Consider the following 13,592-nt stretch of genomic DNA (forward strand, 5'->3'; position numbering starts at 1 on the left):
TAGGCGGCCTTGGGGAGGATGCTGAAGGACTGCTTCAGCAAAGGCATATATAAGGAAAATACGAAATGTCTTCGCCACTAACCGATGCCACCAATGCCTTGAACACGTCGGCACTTCACGAGCTGACACCACGCCAGCGCAAGGAAACCGTGCTCGCCACGCTACCTTCGGCCGGAACCGCCTTGGCCCAGGCCAAGAGCCACGGCCAATCGCCCAGCTCTGCCGACCTGGTCGAGCCGATTCAACGCATCAATGAAGTACTTCGCCAGTACGGCGTGGAATTCGAACTCAACGACACGTCACGGGTGATTACCCGCATCGTGGATCGTGAAACGGGTGACGTACTGCGCCAAATTCCTTCGGAGGAAGTACTGGCCATCGCCGAGCGGCTGGAAGAGTTGCAGGGGCGGTTGATCAACCTGAAGGTGTGAGTATCACACCTGCATGTTCATGACGTCCTTATAGGCCGTCACCAGGCGATTACGAACCTGCAGCCCCATCTGGAAGGCGACGCTGGCTTTTTGCATGTCGACCATGACGTCGTTGAGCTCGACATTGGGATCGCCGGCCTGAAACGCCATGGTCTTGGCGGCGGATGCCTGCTGCAGGCTGTTGATGCGCTGTATCGAAGCCTGTAGCTCGCCGGCAAAGCCGCCCTGCCCCACCTGAGTGGAAACCTGCTGCCCCTTGCCAACCTGACCGCCGGCTTGGGTCGCCAGGCTCTGCATCTGTGCCAGCGCCGACTGGATGGCCGGTGAACTCATGATCCATGCCCTCTTGCAGAATGATAGTTTGCCGCTGCCATAACCAACCGGCCCCTGGCGAATGTAGAGCAAGGCTAACAGCTTACGAAGATTTACCAAACTGCCAAATGGCAGGTAAAAAAGGGGCTTTTCCCGCCTTTGGACTGGAAGACGGCTCGCATAATAGCTCCCATCACAGTTGCGCCCCTTGCGGGCAGCCAGAACGCGGTGAACGGATGCAGTCGATGCCATCTTCCAGCAACATTTTGCAAGCAGCCGATGGCGCTCTCCTACGGGGGGGCGCATGAGCAACGGTGCCACGACGCAGGAGCGTCAGAACGCCTCGGGTAGCGCGTCTTCCACTGCGCTGCTGGAGCGACTCCAGCAGCAGCTTCGCGGAAACCCGCTGTTTGCCGTTCTGATCGGTGGAGCCGCCATGATCGCAATCGTGGTGGCTCTGCTGATGTGGGCGCGCGAGCCCGAGTATCGTGTCCTTTACAGCAACCTCACCGAGGCCGATGGCGGCCGCATCATCGGCGAACTGGACACTCGCGGCGTTCCCTATCGCTTCAGCGAGGGTGGAACAGCGCTGCTGGTGCCGGGAGATTCCGTTCACAGCTTGCGCCTGCAACTGGCCGAACAAGGTTTGCCGCGCGGTGGCAACGTCGGCTTCGAACTGATGGACAATCAAGCCTTCGGTGTCAGCCAGTTCGCTGAGCAGGTCAACTTTCAGCGCGGCCTCGAGGGCGAGCTGACGCGCTCTATCGAATCCCTCGGGCCGGTTTCCCGCGCCCGCGTTCACCTGGCCATGGCCCGCGATTCGGTATTCGTACGCGACCGCGAGCCAGCCAAGGCCTCGGTCATCGTCACCCTGGAACCCGGTCGGGTCATCGGCGATGGCCAGGTCAATGCCATCATTCACATGGTTTCGAGCAGCGTACCGGACCTCGCCGCCGAAAACATTACCGTGGTCGATCATGGCGGTCGCATGCTGTCGATGCCGAACAGCCAGGGTCGTGGTCTCGACGCGACTCAGCTCGACTATATCGCCGAGGTCGAGCGCTCCTTCCAGCAACGCATCGAGAACATTCTCTCGCCGATACTTGGCCGCGAGAGCATCAGCGCCCAGGTAGCCGCCCAGATCGACTTCTCACGTCGCGAAGAAACCAGCGAGCGCTATGGCCCCAACCAGCCGCCCAACGAAGCCGCAGTGCGCAGCCGCCAGTCCAGCCTTTCCTATAACGGTGGCGACGGTGTGGCAATGGGCATACCCGGTGCGCTGAGCAACACCCCTCCGGGAGTCGCACCCTCACCCATCGAAAATCTGCCCACCGATGAAGAAGGAGAGCTCACCGAGGAAGCCCAGCAGAGCCTACAGGCGCTGAACAACCTGAACCAGGACGACGTCGTCAACTACGAGGTCGACCGCAACGTTCAGCACATTCAGCACCGCCAAGGGCAGGTGACTCGCCTGAGCGCCGCAGTGGTAGTGGATTACCGTGAAGAGCGCAACGAAGAAGGCGAATGGGAGCGCGTTCCGCTCAGCGAGGTCGAGATCGCTCAGATCGAAAGCCTGGTGCGTCAGGCCATCGGCTTCTCCCAGGCACGTGGAGACGCCATTGAAGTCGTCAACAGCCCGTTCACTCGTGACGTTGAGGAGTTCGAGGAACTCGAGTGGTGGCAGTCGCCCCAGGTGCATGCACTGGCGCTCACCATCGGGCGTTACCTGCTGGTGGCACTGGGTATCCTGCTGGGCTACTTGCTGATCCTGCGTCCGCTGATCAAGCGTCATACCGAGCGGCCCATGCTGGCCACGACCCCCGGTACCGGTCTGCAGGTTCGTGTGGGCGACGACACGGAGGCAAGCGAAGGCGAGCTGGAAGCGGCAGGCGAAGAAGACGACGCACTGCGCCCCTACCAGAAGCCGAAGCGCAAGCGCCGCTCCTCGGCTTATGAAGACCACTTGGCCGAGCTGCGTGAGCTCGCCCAGGAGGATCCACGCATGATCGCCATGATCGTACGCAGCTGGATGAATAAAGAATGAGCAGTGCCAAGACCATGAGCGGCGTACGCCGCAGCGCCATCCTGATGCTGGCCCTCGACGAGGATAGTGCCGCAGAGGTGTTCAAGTTCCTCGCGCCCAAGGAGATCCAGCAGCTCAGTATGGAGATGGCGGAGATGGACCAGGTCTCCCACGAGGATATGCAGCAGGTCATGCTGGAGTTCCATCGTGAAACCGAAGAGTTCATCGCGCTGAACCTCAACTCCAGCGATCACATCCGTTCGGTGTTGACCAAGGCCCTGGGCAGCGAACGTGCCACCAGCCTGATCGAGGACATACTGGAGTCCACCGGGAGCAGCAGCGGCATCGATTCGCTGAACCTTATGGAAGCTTCTATGGTGGCCGAGCTGATCCGCGACGAGCATCCGCAGATCATCGCCACCATCCTGGTCCATCTGGAGCGGCATCAGGCCGCCGACGTGCTGGAGCAATTCGACGACAAGCTGCGCAACGACGTGGTTCTGCGTATCGCCACTTTCAGTGGCGTTCAGCCGGCCGCCCTGCAGGAGCTCACCGAGGTGCTGACCGGCATGCTCGACGGCCAGAACCTCAAGCGCAGCAAGATGGGCGGCGTGAGGACTGCGGCCGAGATTCTCAACCTGATGAACTCCTCCCTGGAAGAGACCGCCATCGAAACGGTACGTGCCCACAGCGAGGACCTGGCCCAGAAGATCATCGACGAGATGTTCCTGTTCGAGAACCTCATGGACCTGGACGACCGCAGCATCCAGTTGGTGCTCAAGGAGATCGACACCAACTCATTGGTGGTGGCGCTCAAGGGCGCCCCCGAAGGGCTCATGGAGAAGTTCCTGCGCAATATGTCGCGGCGTGCCGCCGACCTGTTGCGCGAGGACATGGAAGCCCGCGGGCCGATTCGCGTCTCCCAGGTCGAAGCCGAGCAGAAATCCGTCCTTCAGGTGGTACGCCGCCTGGCGGATTCCGGCGAGATCGTGCTGAGCGGCGGAGACGACACCTATGTCTGAGCGGGCGCCCTCCTCTTCCGAACGCCATGCGCCCTGGCAGCGCTGGCGTATGGGCGAGCTGCACGCCGAGAGTTCGGACGACAGGAGTCCTGCACAGGAGCTCGACCCCGCCGAGCAGGCCAGGCGCCGTGCCGCTTTTCAGCGCCAGGCGGAGCTGAAAGCACTGCGCGAAAAGGTCATTCAGGAAGCCCGCGAAGAGGGCTACCAGGCCGGCTTCGAGGCGGGGCGCAGCGAAGGTCTTACCCAGGGCCTGAGAGAAGGCCGTGATGAGGCCCAGAGCGAACTCAAGCAACGCATTCATGAGGTCGTGACGCCGCTCAAGCCGCTTGCCGAGCAGTTCACGGATGCGCTCGAACTGCTCGACGAAGAGATCGCCAACGACCTGGTCGAGCTGGCCATGGCAACGGGTCATCAGTTGGCCGGCGAGGCGCTCAAGGCACGTCCCAAGCAGATTTTGGAACTGATCAAGGCGTTACTTCATACCGATCCACCGATGATCGGGCAACAGCGCCTGTGGCTGAATCCCCAGGACCACAAGCTGGTCGAGGAACACCTGGGCAGCGAGCTGGCCGCGGCAGGCTGGAAGCTGCAGCCAGACGCCCAGCTGACCCGTGGAGGATGCCGGGTAACGAGCGCCAACGGTGAGCTGGACGCCACCTGGGAGAGCCGTTGGGAGGCCGTCAAATCACAGGTCAGGCGGCGACGTACGGCGACTCCCCCCGGCAATAACGAAGAATAGAGGCAGGACATGAGCGAAACAGCGGCATCGACCAACACGCACCAGGCACGCTGGCAGCATACGCTGCGGCATGTCCGTGCGCGTGTGGAAACGGTGCCCGGCTTTCGCGCCAGTGGTCGGGTGCTCCGCGCGACCGGTATGGTGATCGAGGCCGTCGGCCTGCGCGTGGCACTGGGCAATGCCTGCCGCATCGAACTGCTCTCGTCCGGCAGCAGCGAGCCGCCCCGTTTCGCCGAGGCCGAGGTGGTCGGTTTCAACGGCGAACGCCTTCTTCTGATGCCACTCACGGAGATCGCCGGCCTGATGCCCGGTGCTCGCGTCTTCCCGCTGGGCGATGGCCCGGATCACGCCGCCCGTCGCTTCCCTCTCGGCGAATCGTTGCTCGGCCGCGTAGTGGATGGCAACGGCGACCCGTTGGATGGCCTCGGCCCCCTGGACGATGCGCCACGCTCCCCACTCGCCACCCCGCCGCTCAACCCGCTGAAGCGGGCGCCGATCAACGAGCAGATCGACGTCGGCATTCGCGCCATCAATGCCCTGCTCAGCGTCGGTCGCGGGCAGCGCATGGGGCTGTTCGCCGGCTCCGGTGTCGGTAAATCGGTACTGCTCGGCATGATGGCCCGCTATACCGGGGCCGACGTCATCGTGGTGGGCCTGATCGGTGAACGGGGCCGCGAGGTGCAGGACTTCATCGACAACATTCTCGGCCCTGAGGGGCGCCGCCGCGCAGTGGTGGTAGCGGCCCCCGCCGACACCTCTCCGCTGCAGCGCCTGCAGGGCGCCGCCTATGCCACGCGCTTGGCGGAAGGCTATCGCGACCAGGGCAAGAACGTCTTGTTGATTATGGATTCGCTGACCCGCTACGCCATGGCCCAGCGCGAGATCGCCCTGGCCATCGGCGAGCCTCCTGCGACCAAGGGCTATCCACCCTCGGTGTTCGCCAAGATTCCCAGCTTGGTGGAGCGTGCCGGCAATGCCGAACGCGGCCGCGGCTCGATCACCGCCTTCTATACCGTACTCACCGAAGGCGATGACCAGCAGGACCCCATCGCCGACTCGGCACGCGCCATTCTCGATGGCCACATCGTGCTGTCACGGACTCTGGCCGAAGCCGGCCACTACCCGGCCATCGATATAGAAGCCTCGATAAGCCGCGTGATGACCCACATCATCGACGACCAACAATTGACCATGACCCAGGCGTTCAAGCGGCTCTTCTCTCGCTATCAGCGCAACCGCGACCTGATCAGCGTAGGCGCATACAGCCCGGGTCACGATCCCCAGCTGGACGAAGCCGTCCAGCGTTACCCGCAGCTGGAGCACTTCCTCCAGCAGGGCATGAATGAAAATGCCTCGATCGAGGCTTCTCGACAGGTTCTGGCTGAAACCCTAGGAGTCAGACAATGAGTGCATCGTCTCAACTCGCCATGCTGAGCGATCTGGCCCGCGATGCCCGCGATCAGGCGGGTCAACTGCTGGCTGGTGAACGTCAGAACGAGCGCCAGGTGGCCTCCCAACTGGAGTCGCTCAATCGCTATCGGCTCGAGTATGCCGAACGCCTGCAGCAGGCCATGCGTGAAGGCATCGATCCGGCCAGCATGCATAACTATCAACAGTTCCTGGCTTCGCTGGATACCGCTCTGCAGCGGGCCAGGCAAGCACTCGATGCCCAGCAGCAACGGGTCCAGCAGAGCCAGCAGCAGTGGCAGCAGGAACAGAAGCGGCTCTCGGCCTACGATACGCTGGTATCGCGCCGGGATGTCGAGCGGCAGCGTCAAGAGGAGCGCCGCGAACAGCGTATCAATGACGAGATGTCAGCCGGACGGCTCTTGCGCCTGCGTGCCGGATACACATCGTGATTCGGCAAAGGAGATAACCATGAATATTCAGATGATCCTGTCCGCTCTGCCGACGCCACTCTCCGGCAAACCGGAATCCGGCGCTGGCCATGGCCAATTCGCCCTGGCGCTCAACCAAGCCGCCCAGAGCGCGCCCGGTCAGGCCGGCAGCGTCACGTTCCCGGCCGCCTTGAACGCCACTTCGGTCGAAGGCCTGCCGCCACCGACCATGGCGGCACAGCAGGCACTGCTTCAGGCACTGAATGCCCACGCCGGTCAACGGCTCGATGGCGAGACCGACGTTGCCTTGCCCGATGCCGAGCTGAACGAGATCATGGCAAGACTCGCGCTGATCGATGGCAGCCATCAGCAGCCCGCAGTAACCAACGTGCAACCGCAACCCAGCTTGGAACTGGCATTGCCCGCTGGTGAAATTCCGCTAGAGCTCACCGAGCACCCCCACGCCGCCGCCCTGGTGGCGACAGTCGTAGCCTCGGAGACTCAGCGCCCTAGCGCTCCCCCCCTGGGGATAAATGCCCTGGCAGAGCGACCCGCGCGCCCTGACATGCCCGCCGTGCCCACCACGGCCGCGCCCGACAAACCGCTGGCGGCTCAGTTGACGGCATCCGCTACCGCCTCTGTCCAGGAAATCGATAGTGACGCAAGCACTCCGGCGCGTCCCGCCGACTTCACGAGTGCCCTGGCCAAAGTCTCCACGCCCCAGCCTGGCGGTGGCGAACTGCGTGCGGTAGCAGCCGACGCAGCACGCGGCGGCTTCGTGCCGGAATCCGCACCGATGGCACAATCCTCTGCCAGTACGGCAACACCGGCCAGCGCAACCGCTCAGCCCTCCCTGCTCACCCACACCAGCCTTGCCGCACCGGTACAGAGCCCGGCCTGGCCCGGCCAACTGGGCCAGCAGCTGGTTCAGTTCGCCCGTCAAGGCGGTGAACAACAGGTCGAGATTCGCTTGAACCCAGCCGAGCTTGGGCCGCTTGCCGTGAGCCTGAAAATGACTGAACAGGGTGCCCAGGCCCAGTTCCTGTCTGCCCATGCCCAGGTACGCCAAGTGCTGGAGCAGGCCATCCCACAGCTTCGCGAGGCGCTGGCCGAGCAGGGTATCAGCCTGGGCGAAACCTCGGTGGGCGAACAGCGTCGGCAGGATGCCCAGGCATTCGCCGGCCGTGACGGCCAGCGTGGCCAGGGTGCACAGGTCGCTGACGATCCGGCCCTGTTGGGTGATGATGTGCTCGCAGCGCCTTCCGCTACCACGCTCTCGCTGGACGGTCGCGTGAACCTTTACGCCTGAGACAAAAAGGCAAGATAAGCCCTTTCGCGCGGCCTGTTCCTGTCATCAGGAGCCGCGCGCCTCCGGCATACTCTCTCCAACTGCTAGACCAACATAGACAAAGGCAAGGCAATGGCGAAATCGACGGGTGGCTCCTCCAAGCTCCTGTGGTTGATGATACTGCTGGTACTGCTCTCCACGGCAGCAGCCGGGGCGGCCATCTACATGGTCCTGAACGACCGCAGCGGCAATGGAGAAGAAGCCATACAGACGCAACAGCTGGAGCGCCAGGCACCGATCTTCATCAAGATCGAACCCTTCACGGTCAATCTCGCTGACGACAATTTCGGTTCGCGTCTGCTGTATACCGGCATTTCGCTGAAGGTCGGCAATGAAGAAACTCGCGAAATCCTGGATGAGCACATGCCACAGGTGCGCAGCCGGCTATTGATGCTGTTCTCCGGCAAGCAGGCAAGCGAACTGACTACGCCGAGTGGCAAGCGCCGCCTGAGCGAGGAAGTCATTGCCATGCTCTCAGAGCCACTGACCGAGCCCCAGCCGTCCCTTGAAATTCAGGACGTGCTGTTCACCGAGTTCATCGTGCAATAACGGGTGCCCTGGCCACCATGTCCCAAGACGATCTGCTGTCACAGGATGAGATCGACGCCCTGCTCAAGGGCGTCAGCGGCGACGACGAGCCGGTTGCGCGCAGCGACGGCGACTCCCGCGTACGCCCTTATGACCCGGCGACACAGCACCGCGTCATTCGCGAGCGTCTGCAGGCGCTGGATATCATCAACGAACGTTTCGCGCGGCATTTCCGCATGGGGCTGTTCAACCTGCTGCGCCGTAGTGCCGACATAACCGTCGACTCGGTACGCTACCTGAGCTACAGCGAGTTTTCGCGCAACGTGCCGGTGCCGACCAATATCAATATCATCGGCATGAAGCCGCTGCGCGGGTCGGCGCTGATCGTGTTCCCGCCCAACCTTGTCTTCATGGTGGTGGATAACCTGTTCGGTGGCGACGGACGCTTCCTGACCAAATCGGAAGGCCGCGAATTCACCAATACCGAGCAGCGCATCATCCAGCGTCTGCTGCAGTTGGCCATCGATGCCTACGAAGAGTCGTGGAAGTCGGTCTATCCGCTGCAGATCAGTTACTTGCGCTCGGAGATGCAGTCGAAGTTCGCCAACATCACCAACTCGCCCAACGAGATCGTGGTGAATACGAACTTCAATATCGAGGTCGGCAATCTCTCCAGCAGCTTTCAGATCTGCATTCCGTATTTGATGGTAGAACCCCTGCGCGACCTGCTGGCCAACCCGCTCAACGATGGCCATCACGATCAGGATGGGTCCTGGACCAAGCGCATGGCGGGCGAACTTCGTCGCTCCGAAGTAGAACTGATCGCCAATTTTGCCGATGTCCCTACCCGCATAGCCCATGTCATGGCGCTCAAGGTGGGCGACGTTCTTCCTCTCGAGCTACCCGAGACGGTCACCGCCAGCGTCGATGGCGTACCGGTGATGGAGTGCGATTACGGTAGCCAGAACGAGCAACGCGCGCTGCGTGTCATCCGCATCATCGACCATGGTGCACAGAATCCGGTGTCAAAGGACGCCTTCATCAAGGGCGCAGCGCCTCAAGCCAAGGACTACAAGCATGACTGATCCCAAGAAACCCGATCAGAACGTTTCCGACGACGACTGGGCCTCCGCCATGTCCGAGCAGCAGGACAACAAACCTGCAACCGACGACGACCCTTGGGCCGAGGCCATGGCCGAGCAGGAAGCGGCCGAGTCCGCTCCCAGCGCCGAGGACGATCCCTGGGCGGAAGCGTTAGCCGAGCAGGAAGCGGTTGAAGCCGCGGCAGACGAAACTTCGGCGGTGGCAGTACACCCGCCTCCGCCCCCCAGTCAGCTGGTGATCGCGTATTCCGCCCGCTCGACAAGGGCAAGGAAGGCGGTACCGCTCGCGATCTCGAAATGATCATGGACATCCCGGTCAAGTTGACCGTGGAGCTGGGCCGCACCAAGTTGACCATCAAGCAGTTGCTGGAACTGGCCCAAGGCTCCGTCGTCGAACTCGATGGCTTGGCCGGTGAGCCGATGGACATTCTGATCAACGGTTACCTGATCGCCCAGGGCGAAGTCGTCGTCGTAGACGACAAGTACGGCATTCGCATCACCGAGATCATCACCCCCTCCGAGCGGGTGCAGAAACTCAACCGATGAGCAGCACCGCCACTCCCGAAGCTTCCACCGGGCTCGAGTCCTTTGCCGTTGGTGGCGATGCCCTGGTGGGCATGGCCACCCTCGGCAAGACTGCCGCCGCCCTGGCGCTGGTCATCGCCATCATCCTGGTCTGCACGGCGCTGTTGCGCCGCTGGAACCCGCAAAAACGCGCAGCCGGCGGCCATCTGCAGGTTATCGGCAGTGCCGCCCTGGGCAACCGAGAGCGAGTGGTTATCGTCGAGGTCGAAGGGACCTGGCTGGTGCTCGGTGTCGGCGGCGGCCAGATCAATAAGCTGCATGAGCTTGCAGCACCGGCTCGCCCGCCCGACGATTCCTCTGGTTCCGTGCCCGAGGGCGAGCGCTTTGCCGCCCGCTTCGCGCGCGCGCTCAAGCATAATGCCGGCCTGGGCGGCGCTCGTGGACGGGGAAATTCATGATCGTCTCTTCTCGCTCGCTGCATCTGCTCGCTCTGCTTGTCGCGCCGGTTCTCGCCCTGCTGCCGCTGGGTGCCGATGCCCAGCAGATTCCCGGCATCGTCAGCCAGCCGCTGGAAGGCGGCGGCCAGCAATGGTCGATCACGCTTCAAACGCTGCTGCTGTTGAGCTCGCTGGCCTTCCTGCCGGCCGCACTGCTGATGATGACCAGCTTCACACGCATCATCATCGTACTCAGTCTGTTGCGCACCGCCATCGGGACCCAGTCAACGCCACCCAATCAAGTGATGTTGGGCATGGCTCTGTTCCTGACCTTCTTCGTGATGTCCCCGGTTATCAGCATGGTCTACGAAACCGCCTGGGTCCCCCTTTCGGCTGAGGAGATCACGTTTCCGGAGTTCCTGCAGCTGGCCCAGCAGCCCTTTCGTGAGTTCATGCTGGCCCAGACTCGCGAGCCCGACCTGGCGCTGTTTGCGCGCTTGGGAGAGGTAGGCCCGATGCAGGGCCCCGAGGACGTGCCGCTACGCATTCTGGTGCCGTCCTTCGTCACCAGCGAGCTCAAGACTGCATTTCAGATCGGCTTCACCGTCTTCATTCCGTTCCTGATCATCGATCTGGTGGTGGCCAGTACGCTGATGTCGCTGGGCATGATGATGGTTCCGCCGGCGACAATCTCGCTGCCGTTCAAGCTGATGCTGTTCGTGCTGGTGGATGGCTGGCAGCTGATCATCGGCTCGCTGGCGGAAAGCTTCTTCATCTAGGCCGACGTAACAAGACCGAGCCATGCTCGGCGAGGAGTCGATATGACACCGGAAATGGTCATGAGCATTGCCTACCAGGGCATGCGCGTCACGCTGTTCCTGGCCGGCCCGCTGCTGATCACCGCCCTGCTGACCGGCTTGATCGTGAGCCTGTTTCAGGCCGCCACGCAGATCAACGAGATGACGCTTTCCTTCATCCCCAAGATTCTCGGCGTGTTCACCGTGCTGGTACTCGCAGGTCCCTGGCTGATCGGGTTGATCGTCGACTTCACTCGCGACCTCTTCACCAGCATACCCAGCATGTTGATGTGAGGCACGCATGGTCGAGGTGACCTTCGCCCAGCTGCACGGCTGGCTGGTAATCCTGCTATGGCCATTCGTGCGAATCCTGGCCTTCTTCGCCGCCGCCCCGCTGTGGGGTCATTCCAGCGTACCCAGGCAGGCCAAGATCGGGCTGGCCTTGCTGATCACGCTGGTCATCGCGCCGGTACTCCCTCCCATGCCCGACGTGCCGATCATGTCCTGGGCAGGGTTTGGCATCATGGTGGAGCAGATGCTGATCGGCATCGCCATGGGCTTGGTGATGCACGTGACGTTCGCCGTGGTGCAGGCTGCTGGTGAGTTCATCGGCCTGCAAATGGGCCTGGCCTTCGCTACCTTTTTCGATGCCGGTAGCGGCACCAACACCATGATCCTGTCACGTGTTTTCTACATGATTACCCTACTGCTATTCCTGGCCCTGGGCGGGCACCTGATGGTGCTGGAAGCATTGGTCTCGAGCTTCCACGGCTTGCCCATCGGCATCGGCTCCTTCAACCCTGCTGCTTTCGAAATGTTGGTTCGTTACGGCGGTACCATCTTCGTGGCGGGCATGGCGCTGGCGCTACCAGTCGTGGGCTCGCTGCTGATCATCAACCTGGCCATGGGCATTCTCAACCGCTCGGCCCCACAGCTGACGGTATTCAATATCGGCTTCCCCATGACGCTGTTCATCGGCCTCGTGCTGCTGATGGTGCTGATGACGGATATGTCACGCTTTCTGCAAAGACTGTTCAGCAATGCCATCCACTTTCTTTATTCTCTAATTGAGGCGTTGGCGCCGATCACATAAAAAAACCGCCCCGGCAAGCCGGAGCGGCGAAAGAGACCTCATGGGTTATACCTATAAGGTCTGCAGGGAAGCGAAAAACTAATGATTTACAAAAAATTGAACAGTGACAGACCCTTGACGTCGACGAAGGCTTTCTGTGCTGCCTGGAGCCCCACCTGGCGCAGGCTGTATTCGGCAATGGCCTCGTTGTAGTCCAGATCAACCAGATCCGAGAGCGTCTGCTCGTAGTTCATCATGCGGTTATCACCCACGGCATCGACCACGTCGAGCTCGTTGAGCCGCGCCCCCATGGAAGCGCGCACGGTCAGTACGTTATCGAGGCTGTTATCCAGCTCACGCATGGTGGAGCTGATGGTGTTGCGGAAATGGGCACGGTTCTCGGCGAGGCCGCCTTGGTCCATTTCGAGCACATCGATGGCGTCCTTGAGTGTTTTGAATACGTCCTGGTTGGCATCCGCATGGTTCGCCGGTCGTAGTTGAAGCTGGTCACCATCTACCGGTGTGCCTTCCAGCGTGATACTGATGCCACCAAAGCTGACCGACTTGCCGGTTTCGTAAACCGCCTCGGTAATGATGGGCGTCCGTGTACCGTCTGCCTCTATGGCACTCACTGAGAAGATCGGATCGCCATCCACATTGGTGGAAAACTCAAGTTCGAACGGCTTGCCGAAATGCGCATTATCCGGGTCGACACGATTCGGGCCGCTGGTGAAGGCGACAGAACCTTCGTTGCGCACATAGCCCGGCTGGGTGCCGATGCTGACATTGCCTGCCGACTCTTTTTCCGCCCGCGCTACATAGCCCGCACCGGAGGGGACGCTCTTAAAGATTGCCATGCCATTATCTGCAACCGGCATCAGACGAGAGGAATCGATACGCTGCTCTCGGGTGTTCTCGTCACCGATATACTGAGTACCCGAAACACCTTCGCCCGTAGTGCGCGCAAAGGGTGGCGAGTCGTCCCGATACCCCCCGAACAGGAAGCGCCCGTTACCATCGGTAGCGTTGGCCTGTCCAACCATGGTCTCGTAGATGCCACGTAGCTCGGAGGCCACCGATTGACGGTCGACATCGCTGAGGGTATCGCTCGCCGCCTGCACAAGCAGTGTCTTGGCACTGGTGATGGCATCGCTGACACTATTGAGCACGCTTTCCCCCTGGGCAAGGGTATTGCGAGCCGACACCCTTGCATCGGCATATTGCTCGGTCACGGCCTTGGCTTGGGAAACGCCCACCGCACGAGAAGCCGCCTGCGGGTCGTCGGAAGGATTGACCACCCGGCGTCCGCTAGCAATCTGCTGGCCGACCTTCATGAAGTCGCCCTGCTGGCGGTTCATGGCCGAGACGCTCTGGTCAAACATGGTCACGGTGCTGATACGCATCGTACTGGTCTCCC

At 61.8% G+C, this 13,592-nt stretch carries 15 protein-coding genes and 1 pseudogene; 14 read left to right on the forward strand and 2 right to left on the reverse strand.

Annotation, left to right across the window (positions count from 1 at the left end; genetic code table 11):
• Window positions 1-65: 65 nt before the first annotated feature.
• Complete coding sequence (locus HNO52_RS12310) at window positions 66-431, forward strand: flagellar protein FlaG (protein ID WP_197565590.1); 366 nt, start codon at window positions 66-68, stop codon at window positions 429-431.
• A 3-nt stretch (window positions 432-434) separates the two neighbouring features.
• Here the strand turns inward: HNO52_RS12310 and fliE are convergent, their stop codons facing one another.
• Window positions 435-764, reverse strand: coding sequence for a flagellar hook-basal body complex protein FliE (gene fliE, locus HNO52_RS12315; protein WP_167110757.1), 330 nt, complete (start codon window positions 762-764; stop codon window positions 435-437).
• Window positions 765-1,047: 283 nt separating this feature from the next.
• Here fliE and fliF point away from each other — a divergent pair, with 283 nt between their 5' ends.
• The 13 genes and pseudogenes from fliF (at window position 1,048) to fliR (ending at window position 12,196) form a co-directional block, all read left to right on the forward strand.
• The gene (fliF, locus tag HNO52_RS12320) at window positions 1,048-2,787 is read left to right on the forward strand and encodes a flagellar basal-body MS-ring/collar protein FliF (protein WP_197565591.1); all 1,740 of its coding nucleotides are present in this window, start codon (window positions 1,048-1,050) and stop codon (window positions 2,785-2,787) included.
• Entirely contained in the window at window positions 2,784-3,788 is a 1,005-nt protein-coding gene (gene fliG, locus HNO52_RS12325) for a flagellar motor switch protein FliG (protein WP_197565592.1), read from the forward strand. The genes fliF and fliG overlap by 4 nt, the downstream gene beginning before the upstream one ends.
• Window positions 3,781-4,527, forward strand: a complete 747-nt coding sequence (locus HNO52_RS12330) for a flagellar assembly protein FliH (RefSeq protein ID WP_197565593.1) — start codon at window positions 3,781-3,783, stop codon at window positions 4,525-4,527. The genes fliG and HNO52_RS12330 overlap by 8 nt, the downstream gene beginning before the upstream one ends.
• Window positions 4,528-4,536: 9 nt before the next feature.
• Window positions 4,537-5,934 (forward strand): flagellar protein export ATPase FliI, encoded by a 1,398-nt coding sequence (gene fliI / locus HNO52_RS12335; protein WP_232090275.1) that lies wholly within the window; start codon window positions 4,537-4,539, stop codon window positions 5,932-5,934.
• Window positions 5,931-6,386, forward strand: a complete 456-nt coding sequence (gene fliJ, locus HNO52_RS12340; RefSeq protein WP_197565594.1) for a flagellar export protein FliJ — start codon at window positions 5,931-5,933, stop codon at window positions 6,384-6,386. The genes fliI and fliJ overlap by 4 nt, the downstream gene beginning before the upstream one ends.
• A 19-nt stretch (window positions 6,387-6,405) precedes the next feature.
• Window positions 6,406-7,674: a flagellar hook-length control protein FliK gene (locus HNO52_RS12345; protein ID WP_197565595.1), complete on the forward strand. Its 1,269-nt coding sequence runs from the start codon at window positions 6,406-6,408 to the stop codon at window positions 7,672-7,674.
• A 111-nt stretch (window positions 7,675-7,785) separates the two neighbouring features.
• Entirely contained in the window at window positions 7,786-8,262 is a 477-nt protein-coding gene (gene fliL, locus HNO52_RS12350) for a flagellar basal body-associated protein FliL (RefSeq protein WP_197565596.1), read from the forward strand.
• 17 nt (window positions 8,263-8,279) lie between these two features.
• Window positions 8,280-9,326, forward strand: a complete 1,047-nt coding sequence (gene fliM / locus HNO52_RS12355; protein WP_197565597.1) for a flagellar motor switch protein FliM — start codon at window positions 8,280-8,282, stop codon at window positions 9,324-9,326.
• Window positions 9,319-9,890 (forward strand): annotated as a pseudogene (fliN, locus tag HNO52_RS12360) (flagellar motor switch protein FliN). Before fliM ends, fliN begins: the two are co-directional and overlap by 8 nt.
• Window positions 9,887-10,327, forward strand: a complete 441-nt coding sequence (gene fliO / locus HNO52_RS12365) for a flagellar biosynthetic protein FliO (protein ID WP_197565598.1) — start codon at window positions 9,887-9,889, stop codon at window positions 10,325-10,327. Before fliN ends, fliO begins: the two are co-directional and overlap by 4 nt.
• Window positions 10,324-11,085: a flagellar type III secretion system pore protein FliP gene (fliP, locus tag HNO52_RS12370; RefSeq protein WP_197565599.1), complete on the forward strand. Its 762-nt coding sequence runs from the start codon at window positions 10,324-10,326 to the stop codon at window positions 11,083-11,085. The genes fliO and fliP overlap by 4 nt, the downstream gene beginning before the upstream one ends.
• Before the next feature lie 42 nt (window positions 11,086-11,127).
• Entirely contained in the window at window positions 11,128-11,397 is a 270-nt protein-coding gene (gene fliQ, locus HNO52_RS12375; RefSeq protein ID WP_197565600.1) for a flagellar biosynthesis protein FliQ, read from the forward strand.
• 7 nt (window positions 11,398-11,404) lie between these two features.
• Window positions 11,405-12,196, forward strand: a complete 792-nt coding sequence (gene fliR / locus HNO52_RS12380) for a flagellar biosynthetic protein FliR (protein ID WP_197565601.1) — start codon at window positions 11,405-11,407, stop codon at window positions 12,194-12,196.
• A gap of 86 nt (window positions 12,197-12,282) precedes the next feature.
• Here fliR and flgL read toward each other — a convergent pair whose 3' ends face one another.
• Entirely contained in the window at window positions 12,283-13,578 is a 1,296-nt protein-coding gene (gene flgL, locus HNO52_RS12385; RefSeq protein WP_197565602.1) for a flagellar hook-associated protein FlgL, read from the reverse strand.
• Between the last annotated feature and the right edge of the window lie 14 nt (window positions 13,579-13,592).

It is taken from the genome of Halomonas sp. MCCC 1A13316 (assembly GCF_014931605.1).
GTDB lineage: Bacteria > Pseudomonadota > Gammaproteobacteria > Pseudomonadales > Halomonadaceae > Halomonas.

Bases quoted from the DNA above. Each gene is read 5' to 3' on its own strand.
- HNO52_RS12310 (WP_197565590.1), top strand. From the start codon at position 66: ATGTCTTCGCCACTAACCGATGCCACCAATGCCTTGAACACGTCGGCA.
- fliP (WP_197565599.1), top strand. From the start codon at position 10,324: ATGATCGTCTCTTCTCGCTCGCTGCATCTGCTCGCTCTGCTTGTCGCG.
- fliO (WP_197565598.1), top strand. From the start codon at position 9,887: ATGAGCAGCACCGCCACTCCCGAAGCTTCCACCGGGCTCGAGTCCTTT.
- fliI (WP_232090275.1), top strand. From the start codon at position 4,537: ATGAGCGAAACAGCGGCATCGACCAACACGCACCAGGCACGCTGGCAG.
- HNO52_RS12330 (WP_197565593.1), top strand. From the start codon at position 3,781: ATGTCTGAGCGGGCGCCCTCCTCTTCCGAACGCCATGCGCCCTGGCAG.
- fliQ (WP_197565600.1), top strand. From the start codon at position 11,128: ATGACACCGGAAATGGTCATGAGCATTGCCTACCAGGGCATGCGCGTC.
- fliJ (WP_197565594.1), top strand. From the start codon at position 5,931: ATGAGTGCATCGTCTCAACTCGCCATGCTGAGCGATCTGGCCCGCGAT.
- fliM (WP_197565597.1), top strand. From the start codon at position 8,280: ATGTCCCAAGACGATCTGCTGTCACAGGATGAGATCGACGCCCTGCTC.
- fliG (WP_197565592.1), top strand. From the start codon at position 2,784: ATGAGCAGTGCCAAGACCATGAGCGGCGTACGCCGCAGCGCCATCCTG.
- flgL (WP_197565602.1), bottom strand. From the start codon at position 13,578: ATGCGTATCAGCACCGTGACCATGTTTGACCAGAGCGTCTCGGCCATG.
- fliR (WP_197565601.1), top strand. From the start codon at position 11,405: ATGGTCGAGGTGACCTTCGCCCAGCTGCACGGCTGGCTGGTAATCCTG.
- HNO52_RS12345 (WP_197565595.1), top strand. From the start codon at position 6,406: ATGAATATTCAGATGATCCTGTCCGCTCTGCCGACGCCACTCTCCGGC.
- fliL (WP_197565596.1), top strand. From the start codon at position 7,786: ATGGCGAAATCGACGGGTGGCTCCTCCAAGCTCCTGTGGTTGATGATA.
- fliE (WP_167110757.1), bottom strand. From the start codon at position 764: ATGAGTTCACCGGCCATCCAGTCGGCGCTGGCACAGATGCAGAGCCTG.
- fliF (WP_197565591.1), top strand. From the start codon at position 1,048: ATGAGCAACGGTGCCACGACGCAGGAGCGTCAGAACGCCTCGGGTAGC.